The 13,936-nt window shown below is 69.8% G+C and carries 13 protein-coding genes; 4 read left to right on the forward strand and 9 right to left on the reverse strand.

Annotated elements, in window-relative coordinates:
* Window positions 1–16: 16 nt before the first annotated feature.
* Window positions 17–1,828 carry an ABC transporter transmembrane domain-containing protein gene (locus JN22_RS17085; RefSeq protein ID WP_143268345.1) on the reverse strand — a complete coding sequence of 604 codons (1,812 nt, stop codon included), beginning with the start codon at window positions 1,826–1,828 and terminating at the stop codon, window positions 17–19.
* 198 nt (window positions 1,829–2,026) lie between these two features.
* On the opposite strand from JN22_RS17085, the gene rpmE reads away from it, so the two are divergent.
* Entirely contained in the window at window positions 2,027–2,251 is a 225-nt protein-coding gene (rpmE, locus tag JN22_RS17090; protein ID WP_085555105.1) for a 50S ribosomal protein L31, read from the forward strand.
* 85 nt (window positions 2,252–2,336) lie between these two features.
* On the opposite strand, the gene JN22_RS17095 is transcribed toward rpmE, so the two are convergent.
* The gene (locus tag JN22_RS17095; protein WP_085555106.1) at window positions 2,337–2,768 is read right to left on the reverse strand and encodes a DUF1465 family protein; all 432 of its coding nucleotides are present in this window, start codon (window positions 2,766–2,768) and stop codon (window positions 2,337–2,339) included.
* Between the two features lie 269 nt (window positions 2,769–3,037).
* On the opposite strand from JN22_RS17095, the gene JN22_RS17100 reads away from it, so the two are divergent.
* A complete protein-coding gene (locus tag JN22_RS17100; RefSeq protein ID WP_085555107.1) occupies window positions 3,038–3,526 on the forward strand; it encodes an Hsp20 family protein in 489 nt (162 codons plus the stop codon).
* A 91-nt stretch (window positions 3,527–3,617) separates the two neighbouring features.
* On the opposite strand, the gene JN22_RS17105 is transcribed toward JN22_RS17100, so the two are convergent.
* The 5 genes from JN22_RS17105 to JN22_RS17125 form a co-directional block, all read right to left on the reverse strand.
* Window positions 3,618–5,546 (reverse strand): sensor histidine kinase, encoded by a 1,929-nt coding sequence (locus JN22_RS17105; protein ID WP_223677768.1) that lies wholly within the window; start codon window positions 5,544–5,546, stop codon window positions 3,618–3,620.
* Between the two features lie 163 nt (window positions 5,547–5,709).
* Window positions 5,710–6,513: an alpha/beta fold hydrolase gene (locus JN22_RS17110; RefSeq protein ID WP_085555109.1), complete on the reverse strand. Its 804-nt coding sequence runs from the start codon at window positions 6,511–6,513 to the stop codon at window positions 5,710–5,712.
* A gap of 8 nt (window positions 6,514–6,521) precedes the next feature.
* Complete coding sequence (locus JN22_RS17115) at window positions 6,522–7,847, reverse strand: O-acetylhomoserine aminocarboxypropyltransferase (RefSeq protein WP_085555110.1); 1,326 nt, start codon at window positions 7,845–7,847, stop codon at window positions 6,522–6,524.
* A 181-nt stretch (window positions 7,848–8,028) separates the two neighbouring features.
* Complete coding sequence (locus tag JN22_RS17120) at window positions 8,029–9,180, reverse strand: carboxylate-amine ligase (RefSeq protein WP_085555111.1); 1,152 nt, start codon at window positions 9,178–9,180, stop codon at window positions 8,029–8,031.
* 4 nt (window positions 9,181–9,184) lie between these two features.
* Window positions 9,185–10,102, reverse strand: a complete 918-nt coding sequence (locus JN22_RS17125; RefSeq protein WP_085555112.1) for an N-formylglutamate amidohydrolase — start codon at window positions 10,100–10,102, stop codon at window positions 9,185–9,187.
* 106 nt (window positions 10,103–10,208) lie between these two features.
* Here JN22_RS17125 and JN22_RS17130 point away from each other — a divergent pair, with 106 nt between their 5' ends.
* Together JN22_RS17130 and JN22_RS35235 are read left to right on the forward strand one after the other, a co-directional pair.
* Window positions 10,209–10,889 carry an MBT domain-containing protein gene (locus tag JN22_RS17130; protein WP_085555113.1) on the forward strand — a complete coding sequence of 227 codons (681 nt, stop codon included), beginning with the start codon at window positions 10,209–10,211 and terminating at the stop codon, window positions 10,887–10,889.
* 196 nt (window positions 10,890–11,085) lie between these two features.
* On the forward strand, window positions 11,086–11,841 hold the full coding sequence (locus tag JN22_RS35235; RefSeq protein WP_085555114.1) for a FadR/GntR family transcriptional regulator: 756 nt from the start codon (window positions 11,086–11,088) through the stop codon (window positions 11,839–11,841).
* Between the two features lie 105 nt (window positions 11,842–11,946).
* Here JN22_RS35235 and JN22_RS17140 read toward each other — a convergent pair whose 3' ends face one another.
* Together JN22_RS17140 and secY are read right to left on the reverse strand one after the other, a co-directional pair.
* Window positions 11,947–12,594 carry an adenylate kinase gene (locus JN22_RS17140; protein WP_085555115.1) on the reverse strand — a complete coding sequence of 216 codons (648 nt, stop codon included), beginning with the start codon at window positions 12,592–12,594 and terminating at the stop codon, window positions 11,947–11,949.
* Window positions 12,594–13,934: a preprotein translocase subunit SecY gene (secY, locus tag JN22_RS17145; protein ID WP_085555116.1), complete on the reverse strand. Its 1,341-nt coding sequence runs from the start codon at window positions 13,932–13,934 to the stop codon at window positions 12,594–12,596. The genes JN22_RS17140 and secY overlap by 1 nt, the downstream gene beginning before the upstream one ends.
* Between the last annotated feature and the right edge of the window lie 2 nt (window positions 13,935–13,936).

A 13,936-nucleotide genomic window follows, 5' to 3' on the forward strand; every position in this document is an offset into this window, starting at 1 on the left:
AGGGCGTTGCGGAGGCTCACGCCTCCGCCCGGTCGAATTGCAGGGCGGCGAGGCGGGCGTAGAGCCCCCCCTGGGCCACCAGCTCCGCATGGGTGCCGGTCTCGACGACGCGGCCCTGGTCCATGACGACGATGCGGTCGGCGGTCAGCACGGTCGCCAGACGGTGCGCCACGATCAGCGTGGTGCGTCCGGTCATCAGCCGGTCGAGCGCGTCCTGCACCATGCGCTCGCTCTCGGCGTCGAGCGCGCTGGTCGCCTCGTCGAGCAGCAGCACCGGCGGGTCGCGCAGGATCGCCCGCGCGATGGCCAGCCGCTGGCGCTGGCCGCCCGACAGCCGCACGCCCTTCTCGCCGAGGAAGGTGTCGAACCCCTCGGGCAGCGCGTCGAGGAACTCCAGCGCGTGCGCCGCCTGCGCCGCCGCGCGCACCTCGGCGTCGCTCGCGTCGGGCCGGCCGTAGCGGATGTTCTCCCAGGCGTTGGCCGAGAAGATCACCGGATCCTGCGCCACCAGCCCCAGACGCCGCCGCACCTCCACCGGATCGGCGGCGCGGACGTCCACACCGTCGAGCCGCACCGATCCCGCCTGCGGGTCGTAGAAGCGCAGCAGAAGCTGGAACACCGTGGATTTGCCGGCGCCGGACGGGCCGACCAGCGCCACCCGCTCGCCCGGACGGACGTCCAGCGAGAACTTCTCCAGCGCCGCCCAGTCGGGGCGCGACGGGTAGTGGAAACGCACCGACTCGAAGGACAGCGCGCCCCTGGCCGGGGACGGCAGGGCCAGCGGGGCGGCGGGCGGACGGATCTCCGACTCGACGGCGAGCAGGCCGAACAGCCGCTCGGTGGCCCCGGCGGCGCGCTGGAGGTCGCCGATCACCTCGCTGATCGCGCCGACCGAGCCGGCGACCACCACCGAATAGATGACGAAGGCGGACAGCTCGCCCGGAGTCAGCCGTCCCGACACCACATCGTGCCCGCCGATCCACAGGATGATGCCGACCGCGCCGAACACCAGCACGATGACGATCACCGTCATCAGCGCCCGCACCCGCACGCGGTGGATGGCGACGTCGAACGCCTCCTCGACCCGCCGGCCGAACAGGGCCCGGTCGATCGCCTCGTGGGTGTAGGCCTGGACGGTGCGGATCGCCGCCAGCGTCTCCTCGACGAAGGAACCGACGTCGGCGATGCGGTCCTGGCTGTCGCGCGACAGCTTGCGGACCTGGCGGCCGAACAGCACGATGGGGGCCACCACCAGCGGCACCACCAGCGCCACCAGCCCGGTCAGCTTGGGCGAGGTGACCAGCAGCATGCCGGTGCCGCCCAGGAACATCAGCAGGTTGCGCAGCGCGATCGAGGCCGAGGAGCCCACCACCACCTGCAACAGCGTGGTGTCGGTGGTCAGGCGCGACAGGATCTCGCCGGTCTTGGTCGTCTCGAAGAAGCCGGGCGACAGCGTCAGCACATGGTCGTAGACGGCGCGCCGGATGTCGGCGACCACCCGCTCGCCGATCCAGCTCACCAGATAGAAGCGGCTGTAGGTGGCCGCCGCCATCAGGGCGATGACGCCCAGCAGCACCAGCAGCGCGCGGTCGAGCAGCGTCGTGTCGCCGGCCGCGAAGCCCTGGTCGACCAGCACCCGCATGCCCTGCCCCATGCCCAGCACGGTGCCGGCGGCGACCGTCAGCGCCACCAGCGCCCCGGCGATCCGCCATTTGTAGGGCAGCAGGAAGGGGATCAGCCGGCGCAGAGGACCGAGATCGCGCCGGCGGCCATCGGCCGGGGCGTCTTGCGTGTCGCCGTTCGCGGCGGAGGAGGATCGACGAGACACCGGATTTCCCGTAGGGCGATGGGAGGAAGCGACGCGCGGCATGGACGCGGACCGCTGGCATATAGCAAGGGGTGTATCCCCCAACAAGCCAAGGCGCGCCGAAACGCCCGCCCGCGCGCGCGAAACCGCGGCGGATCGGGGTTGCATCGGCGGGGCCGTTTTGCTATAGACCGCGCTCGTTTAGCAGGAAACCCGGCCATGAAGACTGACATTCACCCCGATTACCACGAGATCAACGTCGTCATGACCGACGGCACCTCGTTCAAGACCCGTTCGACCATGGGCAAGCCGGGCGACACGCTGCGCCTCGACATCGACCCGAAGTCGCACCCGGCCTGGACCGGCGTCCAGAAGCTGCTGGACACCGGCGGGCAGATCGCCAAGTTCAACAAGCGCTTCGCCGGTTTCGGCCTCAAGAAGTAAGCTTGTTCGACGCACACGAAAAGGGCGCCCGAATCCGTCGGGCGCCCTTTTCGTGTTCGAGCCGCCTGTCCAAGCCGGCGGCGGCTCAGCCGACCGCGGCCTCCGCCTCGGCGGCGCGCTGAACGTCGGCGCGCAGCATGCTGTCCAGGCGGTCGATCCGCATGTAGAGATTGTGGCTGCGCTCCAGCAGGCTGCGCAGCCCGGCCGGCAGATCCTCGTTGTCCGGGCCGGACGGGTCGGAGCAGATCTCGCCGCCGGTCAGCGAGAAGTCGCCGCCCGCCACCTGCTCCCGCGTGATCTCCCCGGCGTGCACCGCCTTCTGCGCCAACAGCCACGCCATCACCTGGGTCAGCCGGCTGGTCACCCGCATCGATTCGTAGGAAATCTGCAATCGCACCTGGGGCGACAGCTTCCGATGCTCCGACACATCGTAATAGGCGATGTAGTTCCGGGCCTCGATCAGAAGCGCCATGGTCTCGTCGTACGGACCATTGAAGAAGAAGGTGTGCGAAACCATCACAGCCGTACCCCTCCTGCGGACGCCCGGCTCACGCGCGAGCCTCGCCGCGACTGTTTAAGAATGGGTGGGCGACCGACGCCTCACAACCCCGCCCACATCCCCGGACGGACCGTTCGGCATTTTTCGCCCCCCTCTTGAACCCCAAAAGCGGGATCTTATCTCTCGCTCATCGGCGGGCGCCCATACGGGGTCCACCGTATTTCGCAACGGGACCCGACCATTTTGGTGGTTCCCACACGCTGTATCGCTCTTTCGGAGGATATGTCATGCGCAGCTACGACCTTTCGCCGCTGTTCCGTTCCACCGTCGGTTTCGACCGCCTGTCGCGTCTGCTGGAGACCGCGACCACCGGCGACGAGGCCGCCGCGTCCTACCCGCCCTACAACATCGAGAAGATGGGCGAGGATTCGTACCGGATCACGATGGCCGTCGCCGGTTTCGGCCTGGACGACCTCACCATCACCGCCCATCAGAACTCGTTGACCGTTACTGGGAAAGCTAAGAAGGAGGAGGCGACCGGCCAATTCCTCTACCGAGGTATCGCCGGGCGCGCGTTCGAGCGCCGCTTCCAGCTGGCCGACTTCATCAAAGTGTCGAGCGCGTCGCTTCTGAACGGCCTTCTGCACATCGAGCTGGCGCGCGAGGTACCCGAAACGATGAAGCCGCGCACCATCCGCATCGACACGGCCCAGGCCGCGCCGGCCCGGATCGAGGCGAACGAGGCGGCTCCGGCGCTGACCCAGCAGGCGGCGTAACGCACGCGCACAGGGTTTGCCGACACAACGACGGCGCCCCGGATCACCGGGGCGCCGCTTTTTGCATTTGTAAGAACCAGCCGAACCGCGCTCACCCCCCGGCCAGCAGCTCGTCCAGCGTCATGATCCGCGAGGCCGGCAGACGGATCGTCGCGGTGCAGCCCTCCCCCGGACGGCTGTCGAGCGTCAGCGTGCCGCCATGCGCCTCGATCAGGCGCTGACTCAGCGGCAGCCCCAGCCCCAGCCCCTCGTAGCGCCGGGTCATCGACTGGTCGAGCTGGACGAAGGCGGCCAACGCCTTGGGAATATCGCCGGGCTCCAGCCCGATGCCATGGTCGCGCACCACCAGTTCCACCCCGCCATCCGCCGCGAGGCCGGCCGACACCGTCACGACTCCGTCGGGATGGCTGAACTTGATGGCGTTGGACAGCAGGTTGCACAGGGCCTGGCGCAGGCGCCGCTCGTCGCCGCGGATCGGCGGCAGGTCGCCGTCGCAGCGCTGCTCCACCGCGACGGACACCCGCGCCGCCTGGAACTCCATCTGCGCCACCGTCTGGGTCACCAGGGCCGAAAGGTCGACCGGCCCCGCCGCCAGCACCAGCCCGCCGGCCTCGACCCGCGCCATGTCGAGGATGTCGTCGATGATCGCCAGCAACTGCTCGCCCGACTGGCGGATCGAGCTGGTGTATTCGATGCAGCGGTCGAGCGAGGCCGGGTCGCGCAGCCGCATCTCCATCAACTGGGCGAAGCCGATCACCGCGTTCAGCGGGGTGCGCAGCTCGTGGCTCATCGTCGCGACGAAGACCGACTTGGCGCGGTCGGCCGCCTCCGCCGCCTCCTTGGCGGCGATGATCTCGGCCTCGATCCGGCGGCGCTCGGTCACGTCGCGGATGATGCCGGTGTAGAGGCGGCGGCCGTCGATCTCGCTGGCGCTGACCGACAGCTCGACCGGGAAGGGGGTGCCGTCGGCGCGCTGGACCGTGACGCAGCGCGCCCGCGCGATCACCGCCGTGGTCTGGCCGGGAGCGAAGGCGGCGCGCTGCCCATCCTCCTCCAGCAGATGCACCGCCGGCATCAGGGCGTCGAGCGGTCGCCACAGCATGTCGGCCGCCGGGACGCCGAACATCTCCTCCGCCGCCCGGTTGAAGCTGCGGACGATGCCGTTCTCGTCCATGGTCAGGATGGCGTCGGCGGCGGCGTCGAGGATGGCCTTGGTCCGCGCCTCCGACACCAGCAGGGCGTTGGCGGTGCGGACATACTCGCTGACGTCGGTGACGGTGCCGATGAAGCCGCTGCCGTCCCCCAGCCGGACCCGCTGGCAGAGGACCGGCATGTCGACCGCCGCGCGGGGATCGTGGAAGCGGAAATCCAGAAGGAGCGTCGCGAGCGCCTCGCCCCCTTCCCCCCCCTCGGCCCCCTGCCCCGTCAGGCCGCGCCGCCAGTCGGCCTCGACCAGCGCCCGGTCGTCGGAATGGACGGCGGACAGCCAGCCGTCGCCCAGCACGCCGTCCGGCGTCAGGCCGGTGATGGAGACGAAGCGGGCGTTGGCGAAGACGATGCCGCCGGCCGCGTCGGTCTGGAAGATGCCGACCGGCGCCGATTCGGCCAGCGTCTGATAGCGGGCCTCGCTGGCGCGCAGCCGGTCGGCGGTGTCGAGCTGTTCGGTGACGTCGCGGACGTTGAGCACCAGACCGCGGATCGCCGGCTCGTCGAGCTGGTTGTAGCCGACGGCCTCGACCCGGAGCCAGCGGCCGTCGGCGTGGCGGAAACGGAAGACGGCGCTGCCGGAGCTGCCGGCCGGCCCTTCCAGCCGCGCCGTCATCCGGCGCAGCACCTCGGCCCGGTCGTCGGGATGGGCGTGATCGATCAGGAAGGTACCAACCAGCCGGTCCGCCGGATAGCCGAGCACCCGCATCGCCGCATCGCTGGCGTAGAGCACGACCCCGGCGGGCGACACCACGGCCGCCACGTCACGGGCGTTGCGCATCAGGGCGCGAACCGATTGCTCGTTGACTTGCACGACACGCACTCCGGGTTGGCAACGTCTGGAAGCCCCGCCCTGCCCGGCGCCGCACCGCCGTCCCGATGGTCCGGAACGGCCCCGGAAGAGCCATGTCCAGACTAACCCGGCAAAGATTAACGGTTCATGTCACCGCTGACATTCCCGCTCACGGAAAAAACGGTCACCCCCGCCGCAACCCGAGGAAAGGTGTCAGCGCGTCGATCGTCGCATCGGGTGCTTCGGTCATCACCATGTGACCTACGGCCGGAATGGTGACGACTTGTGACGACTTGACGCGGGAAGCCAGTGACCGGCCGGCCTTGGCCGGCGTCATGCGGTCGAGCGCGCCCAACAGGAACAGAGCCGGGCAGGACAGCCGCTCCGCCGCCTCCGAACCCTGCACGTAAGCATTGCAGGCGGCGAGATCGACGCCGAGCACGCCGGGGGTCACGCTCCCCATCAGGCGGCGGCTTCCGGGGATCAGCGCCAGACCCGGCGTCGGGTTGCCGCCGGTATGGCCGCGCGGGCCATGGCCCCAGCCGATCACCAGCTCGACGGCCGACGGTTCCCCGGCGGAGGCCGCCGCCAGCAGGTCGGGATGGACCGGCATGCGCTCGGCGACGCCGAGCAGGGCGACCGCCTCGACCCGGTCGGCGTGGCGGGCGGCGGCGTCGAGCGCCACCAGGGCGCCCATCGAATGGCCGACCAGCGCCGCCTTCGACACCCCGGCGGCGTCGAGCAGGGCCGGCAGCCAGTCGGCCAGTTCGGCGATGCCGCCCAGCGCCTCGCCGCGGGAGCGGCCATGGCCCGGCAGATCGACCGCCAGCACCGAGCGCCCGTGGTGGGCGAGGAAGCGGCTTTGCAGGCTCCACACCGTGTGATCCATGCCGGCGCCGTGGATCAGCACCACCACCGGGCGTGCCGGATCGAAGGGACGCCCGCCGGTGTGGGCGAAGACGGAATGTCCGTTGACGGTCAGCTCCATGGTCCGGCTCAGCCCTTGGTCGCGGCGCGCAGCGCCTGTTTCAGGTCGTCGATCAGGTCGTCGCAATCCTCCAGCCCGATGGACATGCGGATCATGTCCTCGCCGACGCCCGACGCCGCGAGCGCCGCCGCGTCGAGCTGGGCGTGGGTGGTGCTGGCCGGATGGATGACCAGCGACTTGGCGTCGCCGACGTTGGCGAGGTGGGAGAAGAGCGTCAGCGCCTCGATGAAGCGGCGGCCGGCCTCGCGCCCGCCCCCGGAGCCATGGCTGCGGATGCCGAAGGCGATCATCGAGCCGGCGCCCTTGGGCAGCAGCCGCGCGGCGAGCGCGTGGTCGGGATGGTCGACCAGCTCCGGGTAGGACACCCAGGCGACGGCCCCCTTCTCCGAACCCAGCTCGGTCTCCAGGAAGCCGACCACCTTGCGGGCGTTGTGGATGTGCCCCTTCATGCGCAGCGGCAGCGTCTCGACGCCTTGCAGGATCTGGAAGGCGTTCATCGGGCTGAGGCAGGCGCCGAAGTCACGCAGCCCCTCGGCGCGGGCGCGCATGACGAAGGCCGACGGGCCGTATTCCTCGGCGAAGTCGATGCCGTGATAGCCGGCGTAGGGCTCGGTCAGGGTCGGGAACTTGCCCGACGCCTCCCAGTCGAAGGTACCGCCGTCGACGATCACGCCGCCGATGGCGACACCGTGGCCGCCCAGCCACTTGGTGCAGGAATGCATGACCAGATCGGCGCCATGCTTCAGGGGCTGGCAGAGATACGGGGTGGTGAAGGTCGAATCGATCAGCAGCGGCACCCCGGCGTCGTGCGCGATGGCGGCGACGGCCGGGACGTCCAGCACCTCCAGCCCCGGGTTGCCCAGCACCTCGCCGAAGACCAGCCGGGTCTCTGGGCGGATCGCCGCGCGGATGCCGTCGAGGTCGCGCGGACTGACGAAGGTGGTGGTGATGCCGAAGCGCGGCAGCGTGTAGGCCAGCAGGTTGCGGCTGCCGCCGTAGATCGAGGAGGAGGCGACGATGTGCCCGCCGGCGTCCATCAGCGTCATGATGGCCAGCGTGAGCGCCGCCTGGCCGCTCGCCGTGCAGACGGCGCCGACGCCGCCCTCCAGCGTCGCCAGCCGCTCCTCCAGCACCGCGACGGTGGGGTTGGAGATGCGCGAATAGATGTGGCCGGGCCGCTCCAGGTTGAACAGGGCGGCGGCGTGATCGACGTCCTGGAAGACGTAGGAGGTGGTCAAATGGATCGGCACCGCCCGCGCCCCGGTGGCGGGATCGGGCCGTTGTCCGGCGTGCAGGCTCTGCGTGTCGAATTTCAGGAACTTGGCGTCGGCCATGCTCGCTCCCCCTCCCCTTCGTCGATTGGGCCAAACAAATGAGGGCCGCTTGCGATGAGCGACCCTCTTCTTGTTTGCCTGCCCTGTTCAACCCGCTTTGGACGGTGTTGACGGTGCGGGAGCGTATGGAGACATGACGCGCGCGTCAAGCGAAGCGAGCGGCGCGGCGGCCGGAGACGCGTCAGGAGGGCTGCCCCACCCCCGCGTCGACCCCGACCATCGTCTCCTCGACCAGCCAGTCGACGACGCTCTGCAAGGCCTCGGCCTCGGTGGCGCCGGACTCCAGGGCGGCGCGGTAGGTGGCGATCTGCCGGTGGGCGCTGGTGCCGCGCGCCAGGATGTCCCGCGCCCGCCCGACCTCGGCGACGCAGCCGAAATGCTCGGCGTCCTCGCGGGTCAGCTCGATGATCTCCTCCAGCAGGTCGGGGTACGGCACGATGCGTCCCTGGCCGAAATCGACCAGCCCGCTGTCGAGCCCGTAGCGCTGCGCCCGCCAGCGGTTCTCCTCGATCAGCATGTTCTTGTAGGGCCGCCACGTCGCGTTGCGCAGCTTCAGCCGCCACAGCATGCGCAGCAGGCAGCGGTAGAGCGCCGCCACCGTCACCGCGTCGTCCAGCCGGGTGCAGATGTCGGTGATCCGCATCTCCAGCGTCGGGAAGCGCGACGAGGGCCGGATGTCCCACCACAGCTTGCTGGCGTCCTCGATGACCCCGGCGTTCACCAGCGCCGCGACGTGGCTCTGGTACTCGCCGTAGCTCTGGAAGCCGGCCGGCATGCCGGTGCGCGGCAGTTCGTGCCACACCGACAGCCGGTAGGAGCGCCGCTCCATGTCGCGCCCGCGCCAGAAGGGGGAGGAGGTCGACAGCGCCAGCAGATGCGGCAGGAAATAGCGGACCTGGTTCATCAGGTCGACGCGCAGGTCGTCGTCCTCGATGCCGATGTGGACGTGCATGCCGCAGATCATCAGCCGCCGCGCCGGGGCGCCGAGATCGCGCGCCAGCATGTTGTAGCGATCGCGGTTGGTGTGCTTCTGCGGCTCCCAGGCGGCGAAGGGGTGGGTCGAGGCGGCGATCGGCGCCAGACCATGCCGGCCGGCCACCCCGGCCACCGTGGCGCGCAGCGCCGCCAGTTCGGAGCGCGCCTCCGCCAGGGTGGCGCAGACCGGGGTGCCGACCTCGATCTGGCAGCGCAGGAATTCGGGGTGGATGCGGCCGGGGGCCTGCTCCTGGCAGGCTTCCAGCATCTCGTCGGGCGGGCTGGGCACGATGTCGCGCGTGCGCCGGTCGACCAGCAGATACTCTTCTTCCAGCCCCAGGGTGAAGGACGGTTCCATCTGGTCAGGCCCGCGGGTAATGACGGATCGAGGCGAGGGACGGCAGCGACAGCAACGGCTCCAGCGCGTCGCCGAGAACCCGCGCCCAGAGATCGACGCCCTCCAGGGTGGCGATCAGATCCTGCCGCACCTCCAGCAGCGCGTTGGGGTAGCCGGCCGGGGTGGCGTGCGTCTCCACCGTTCCGCCCAGCGTGCCACGGCCGGAATAGGGCTCGTTGTCGCCGACCACCCAGCGCCCGTCGGCGCGCAGGGCCTCGAGCAGCGGCAGCGGCAGGCGCGGGTCGCGGTCCCACAGCACGCCGATGTGCCAGGGCCGGGCGACGCCGCGCATCGCCGGCGTGAAGCTGTGGACCGACAGCAGCACCGGCACCTGCCCGCGTTCCCGGATCGTCGACACGGCGGCGGCCACGGCGTCGTGGTAGGGCCGGAAGATCGCGTCGATCCGCCGGGCCTGCGCCGCGGCGTCGAGCGCGCGGTTGCCGGGAATCACCACGTCGTCGCTGACCACCGGAATCGCGGTGGCGTCCTCCAGATGCCGGTTGGGATCGACGACCAGCCGCGAATAGCCCGACAGCACCGCCATCGCCCCAAAGCGCTCCGCCAGCCGCCGGGTCAGTTCCGCCGCGCCGATGTCGTAGGCGATGTGGCGGCAGAGCTGCTCCTCCGGCAGCCCGAGATCGCCGAGCGCCTGCGGAATGGCGCGCGACGCGTGGTCGCAGACCAGCAGCAGCGGCCCGCGCGCGTCGGCGTTGAGCACGGTCGCCGGCGGCGGGTCGCCGGGGCCGAGCAGCGGCGCCGCCGGCGCGGCGCGCGGCGGGGTCGGCGCCGTCACCGGATGGGCGTGGGCGGCGGGGCCAGGGGTGGTGTCGGGGCTGGCGGGACCCTGCCCGGCCTCGGCCCCGTGAGGAAAGGAGGAAGCCATGCGCCAGCCTAGCGCAACCCGCAACGGGAGCGGAAGCGCGGGCAAAGGTGGTAGGCCGGACGGCGAGCTGCTACTGTCGTCCCACACCTTCGGGAGTCCTCCCTCGATGCGCCGCCTGCTGCTTCTGTGCCTTGGTCTTCTGGCGCTGCTCACCGCCTGCGGCCCTATCTACGACACCCAGTACAGCCTGATCCCGCCGACCTCGATCGAGGGGCGCAACTGCGTCGGCCAGTGCCAGCAGAACCGCAGCATCTGCCGCCAGACCTGCACCATCGGCCAGCAATCCTGCCTGAACGAAGCCCGTTCCCGCGCGCTCTACGAATACCAGGCCTATGTGGAGCGGCAGACGGCGGAAAAGAAACCGATCAAGCGGAGCATCAGCAGCTTCGAGAACACCTACGCCTGCGGCGCCAACAGTTGCGAGCAGCGGTGCGACGCCGACTACCGCGATTGCTTCGGCAGCGTCTGCGGCGGTCAGGTGATCGCCCAGAAGGTCTGCACCGCCTTCTGCGACCAGCCGCCGGCCGCCACCGCCCCGGCGCTCGCCGCCGCGCCGCCCGCCGCCATGACCGGCGGTCCGATGTCGGTGCCGGCGGCACCGGCCGCCCCGGACGACCGGTCGCTCTGCCGCCGCGGCATGCGGGTCGAGGTGCAGTGGAAGGGCGACTGGTACCCGGCGACGGTCAAGGGGCCCCTCCGCGGCGACGGCCGATGCCCCATCCATTACGACGAGTACGGCAGCGAGGACGACGAGGCCGTGTCGCTCCAGCGCATCCGGCCGCGCTGACGCCGCGGCCGTCGAACCCTCTGGAGACCTCCCTCCGGCCGATGCCGGAACGATCCACCGGGCATGCCGACGGCCCGACGGCGGCCCTCGAAGCCCTGCGAATCGGCGACCGAGATCTTCCGGTTCAACGGTTGACCCCGCCCCTGCGGACCGCTACGGGTACCGTCTTTGGCTTATGAAGTAAGGGGATGATTCCGTGCCCGGCACCGACGACAGCGCTCACGTCCCCTCCTCCTCGCAACGCATTTCGGAATGGGTGGCGCAGCAGCTGCTCGACCGCATCGCGCGCGGCGAGCTGGTGCCGGGCGAGCGCCTGCCCGGCGAGCGCCAACTGGCCGAGCAGCTCCATGTCAGCCGCGTCTCGGTGCGCGCGGCGCTGCAAAAGCTGAAGACCCAGGGCTTCCTGACCGCCGTCCAGGGCGGCGGTACGCGGGTGGTTTCGTCGGCCGGGGTGATGGACGGCGCGCTGACCACCATGGTGCGCAGCAAGCACGACAATCTCTGCGATCTCGTCGAGATGCGGATGGCGCTGGAAAGCTGGGCCGCGCGCCGCGCCGCCGAACGCGCGACACCGGAGCAGATCGCCAACATCGGCCGCATCCTCGCGGCGATGGGCGAGACCGGCGGCGACGGCGGCCGGGCCGCCGACGACATGGACTTCCACCTCGCGGTCGCCCAGGCGTCGGGCAGCCCGGTCTATCTGCACCTGCTCTCCACCATCCGCGACATCCTCGGCAACATGGTCGAGCTGAACCACACCGAGCCTTACATGGAGAACCACGAGGCGCTGATGATCGACCATCACCGCGCCATCCACGACGCCATCGCCCGCCGCGACGCCGAGGCGGCGGCGGCGGCCGTCACCGCCCATCTCGGCTGGGTGCTCGCCCGCTACCACGCGATGACCGGCAATCCGACGGCCGACGGCCTCCCGACGCCCGGCGCCGACTGATCCGCCGACCGCCCCCCGGCCGGCGCGGTTTCCCGCAAACGAAAAGGCCGCAGTCCCGGCAAGGGACTGCGGCCTTTTCTCATGCCGGACCGGCGATCCGCCCCGTCAGGGGGCGAGGATCGCCTCGATCTGTCGCGTCACCTCGTCGATGTCGGCCATGCCGTCCACCGTCTTCAGCACGCCCCGCTCCTGGTAATAGGGCAGGATGGGCGCGGTCTGCTGGTGATACTGCCCGAGCCGGGTCGTCACCGTCTCGGCGTTGTCGTCGGCCCGGCGCTTGAACTCGGTGCCGCCGCAGCTGTCGCAGACGCCCGCCACCTTCGGCTTCTCGAAGACGTCGTGATAGCCCTTGCCGCACTTGGCGCAGGTGTAGCGGCCGGTGACGCGCTCGACCAGGACCGCGTCGACGACGCGCATCTCGATCACATGGTCGAGCTTCAGCCCCTTCTCCGCCAGCATGGCGTCGAGCGCCTCGGCCTGGGCCACGGTGCGCGGGAAACCGTCGAGGATGAAACCGTTGGTGACGTCCGGCTTGGAAATCCGCTCGCCGATCATGCTGACCATCAGGTCGTCCGGCATCAGCTTGCCGGCCGACATGATCTCCTTGGCCTGCTGGCCGAGCGGCCCACCCTCCGCGACCATCGCGCGGAGCATATCGCCGGTCGACAACTGGATCAGTCCGCGGCTGTCCTCCAGACGGCGCGCCTGGGTCCCCTTCCCGGCGCCCGGCGGACCGAGCAGTATCAGGTTCATTACTTTCTCCCCCGAAGCTTCGATTTCTTGATCAGACCCTCATACTGGTGCGCCAGCAGGTGGGAATGAATCTGCGCAACCGTGTCCATCGTGACCGTGACCACGATCAGCAGGCTGGTGCCGCCAAAATAGAACGGAACGGAGTGCTGGGAAATCAAGATTTCGGGCAGGAGACAAACCGCCACAAGGTAGGCCGAACCGATCACCGTCAGGCGCGTCAGCACGTAGTCGATGTGGTCGGCGGTGTTCTTGCCAGGGCGGATGCCGGGGATGAAGCCGCCATACTTGCGCAGGTTGTCGGCCGTTTCGCCCGGATTGAACACAATGGCCGTGTAGAAGAAGCAGAAGAACACGATCATCGCGGCGTAGAGCGCCATGTAGAGCGGCGTTCCGTGCGCCAGATAGCGCGACACCGCCTGGAGCCATTCCGGACCCTCGCCACCGGCGAAGCCGACGGCGGTCAGCGGCAGCAGCAGCAGCGACGACGCGAAGATCGGCGGAATGACGCCGGCCGTGTTCAGCTTCAGCGGCAGATGCGAAGCCTCGCCGCCGAACACCCGGTTGCCGACCTGGCGCTTGGGGTACTGCACCAGCAGACGGCGCTGGGCGCGCTCCATGAAGACGATGAAGAACACCACGCCGACCGCCATCAGCAGCATGATGATGATGAAGATCGTCGACAGCGCGCCCTGGCGGCCAAGTTCCAGCGTGTTCACCAGCGCGCGCGGCAGTTCCGCGACGATGCCGGCGAAGATGATCAGCGAGATGCCGTTGCCGATGCCGCGCGCGGTGATCTGCTCGCCCAGCCACATCAGGAACATGGTGCCGCCGACCAGCGTGATGACGGTGGCGATGCGGAAGAAGAGGCCGGGATCGAGGACCGCCGCGCCGGTCGAGCCGCGCATCGCCTCGATGCCGACCGCCAGCCCGTAGGCCTGAACCGTGGCGAGCGCCACCGTGCCGAAGCGGGTGTACTGGTTCAGCTTCTTGCGCCCGGACTCGCCTTCCTTCTTCATCGCCTCGAGCTGCGGCGACACGGCGGTCAGCAGCTGCACGATGATGGAGGCCGAGATGTAGGGCATGATGTTGAGCGCGAAGATGGTCATGCGGCTCAGCGCGCCACCCGCCAGCATGTCGAACATGCCGAGGATGCCGCCGCCCTGCTGCTTGAACACATCCTGCAAAACCTGCGGGTCGATGCCCGGAATCGGGATGTAGGTGCCCAGCCGGTAGACGATCAGGGCCGCCAAGGTGAACCAAATCCGCTTTTTCAGCTCGGTCGCCTTGGAGAACGCCCCGAAATTGATGTTGGCGGCAAGCTGCTCGGCCGCTGATGCCATGG

It is taken from the genome of Azospirillum agricola (genome assembly GCF_020005195.1).
Lineage (GTDB): Bacteria > Pseudomonadota > Alphaproteobacteria > Azospirillales > Azospirillaceae > Azospirillum > Azospirillum agricola.

What these genes read in the sequence shown, in the direction of transcription:
- JN22_RS17120 (WP_085555111.1), bottom strand. Translation starts at nt 9,180, where the DNA reads ATGGAACCGTCCTTCACCCTGGGGCTGGAAGAAGAGTATCTGCTGGTC.
- JN22_RS17130 (WP_085555113.1), top strand. Translation starts at nt 10,209, where the DNA reads ATGCGCCGCCTGCTGCTTCTGTGCCTTGGTCTTCTGGCGCTGCTCACC.
- JN22_RS17095 (WP_085555106.1), bottom strand. Translation starts at nt 2,768, where the DNA reads ATGGTTTCGCACACCTTCTTCTTCAATGGTCCGTACGACGAGACCATG.
- JN22_RS17110 (WP_085555109.1), bottom strand. Translation starts at nt 6,513, where the DNA reads ATGGAGCTGACCGTCAACGGACATTCCGTCTTCGCCCACACCGGCGGG.
- secY (WP_085555116.1), bottom strand. Translation starts at nt 13,934, where the DNA reads ATGGCATCAGCGGCCGAGCAGCTTGCCGCCAACATCAATTTCGGGGCG.
- JN22_RS17125 (WP_085555112.1), bottom strand. Translation starts at nt 10,102, where the DNA reads ATGGCTTCCTCCTTTCCTCACGGGGCCGAGGCCGGGCAGGGTCCCGCC.
- JN22_RS17115 (WP_085555110.1), bottom strand. Translation starts at nt 7,847, where the DNA reads ATGGCCGACGCCAAGTTCCTGAAATTCGACACGCAGAGCCTGCACGCC.
- JN22_RS17140 (WP_085555115.1), bottom strand. Translation starts at nt 12,594, where the DNA reads ATGAACCTGATACTGCTCGGTCCGCCGGGCGCCGGGAAGGGGACCCAG.
- rpmE (WP_085555105.1), top strand. Translation starts at nt 2,027, where the DNA reads ATGAAGACTGACATTCACCCCGATTACCACGAGATCAACGTCGTCATG.
- JN22_RS17100 (WP_085555107.1), top strand. Translation starts at nt 3,038, where the DNA reads ATGCGCAGCTACGACCTTTCGCCGCTGTTCCGTTCCACCGTCGGTTTC.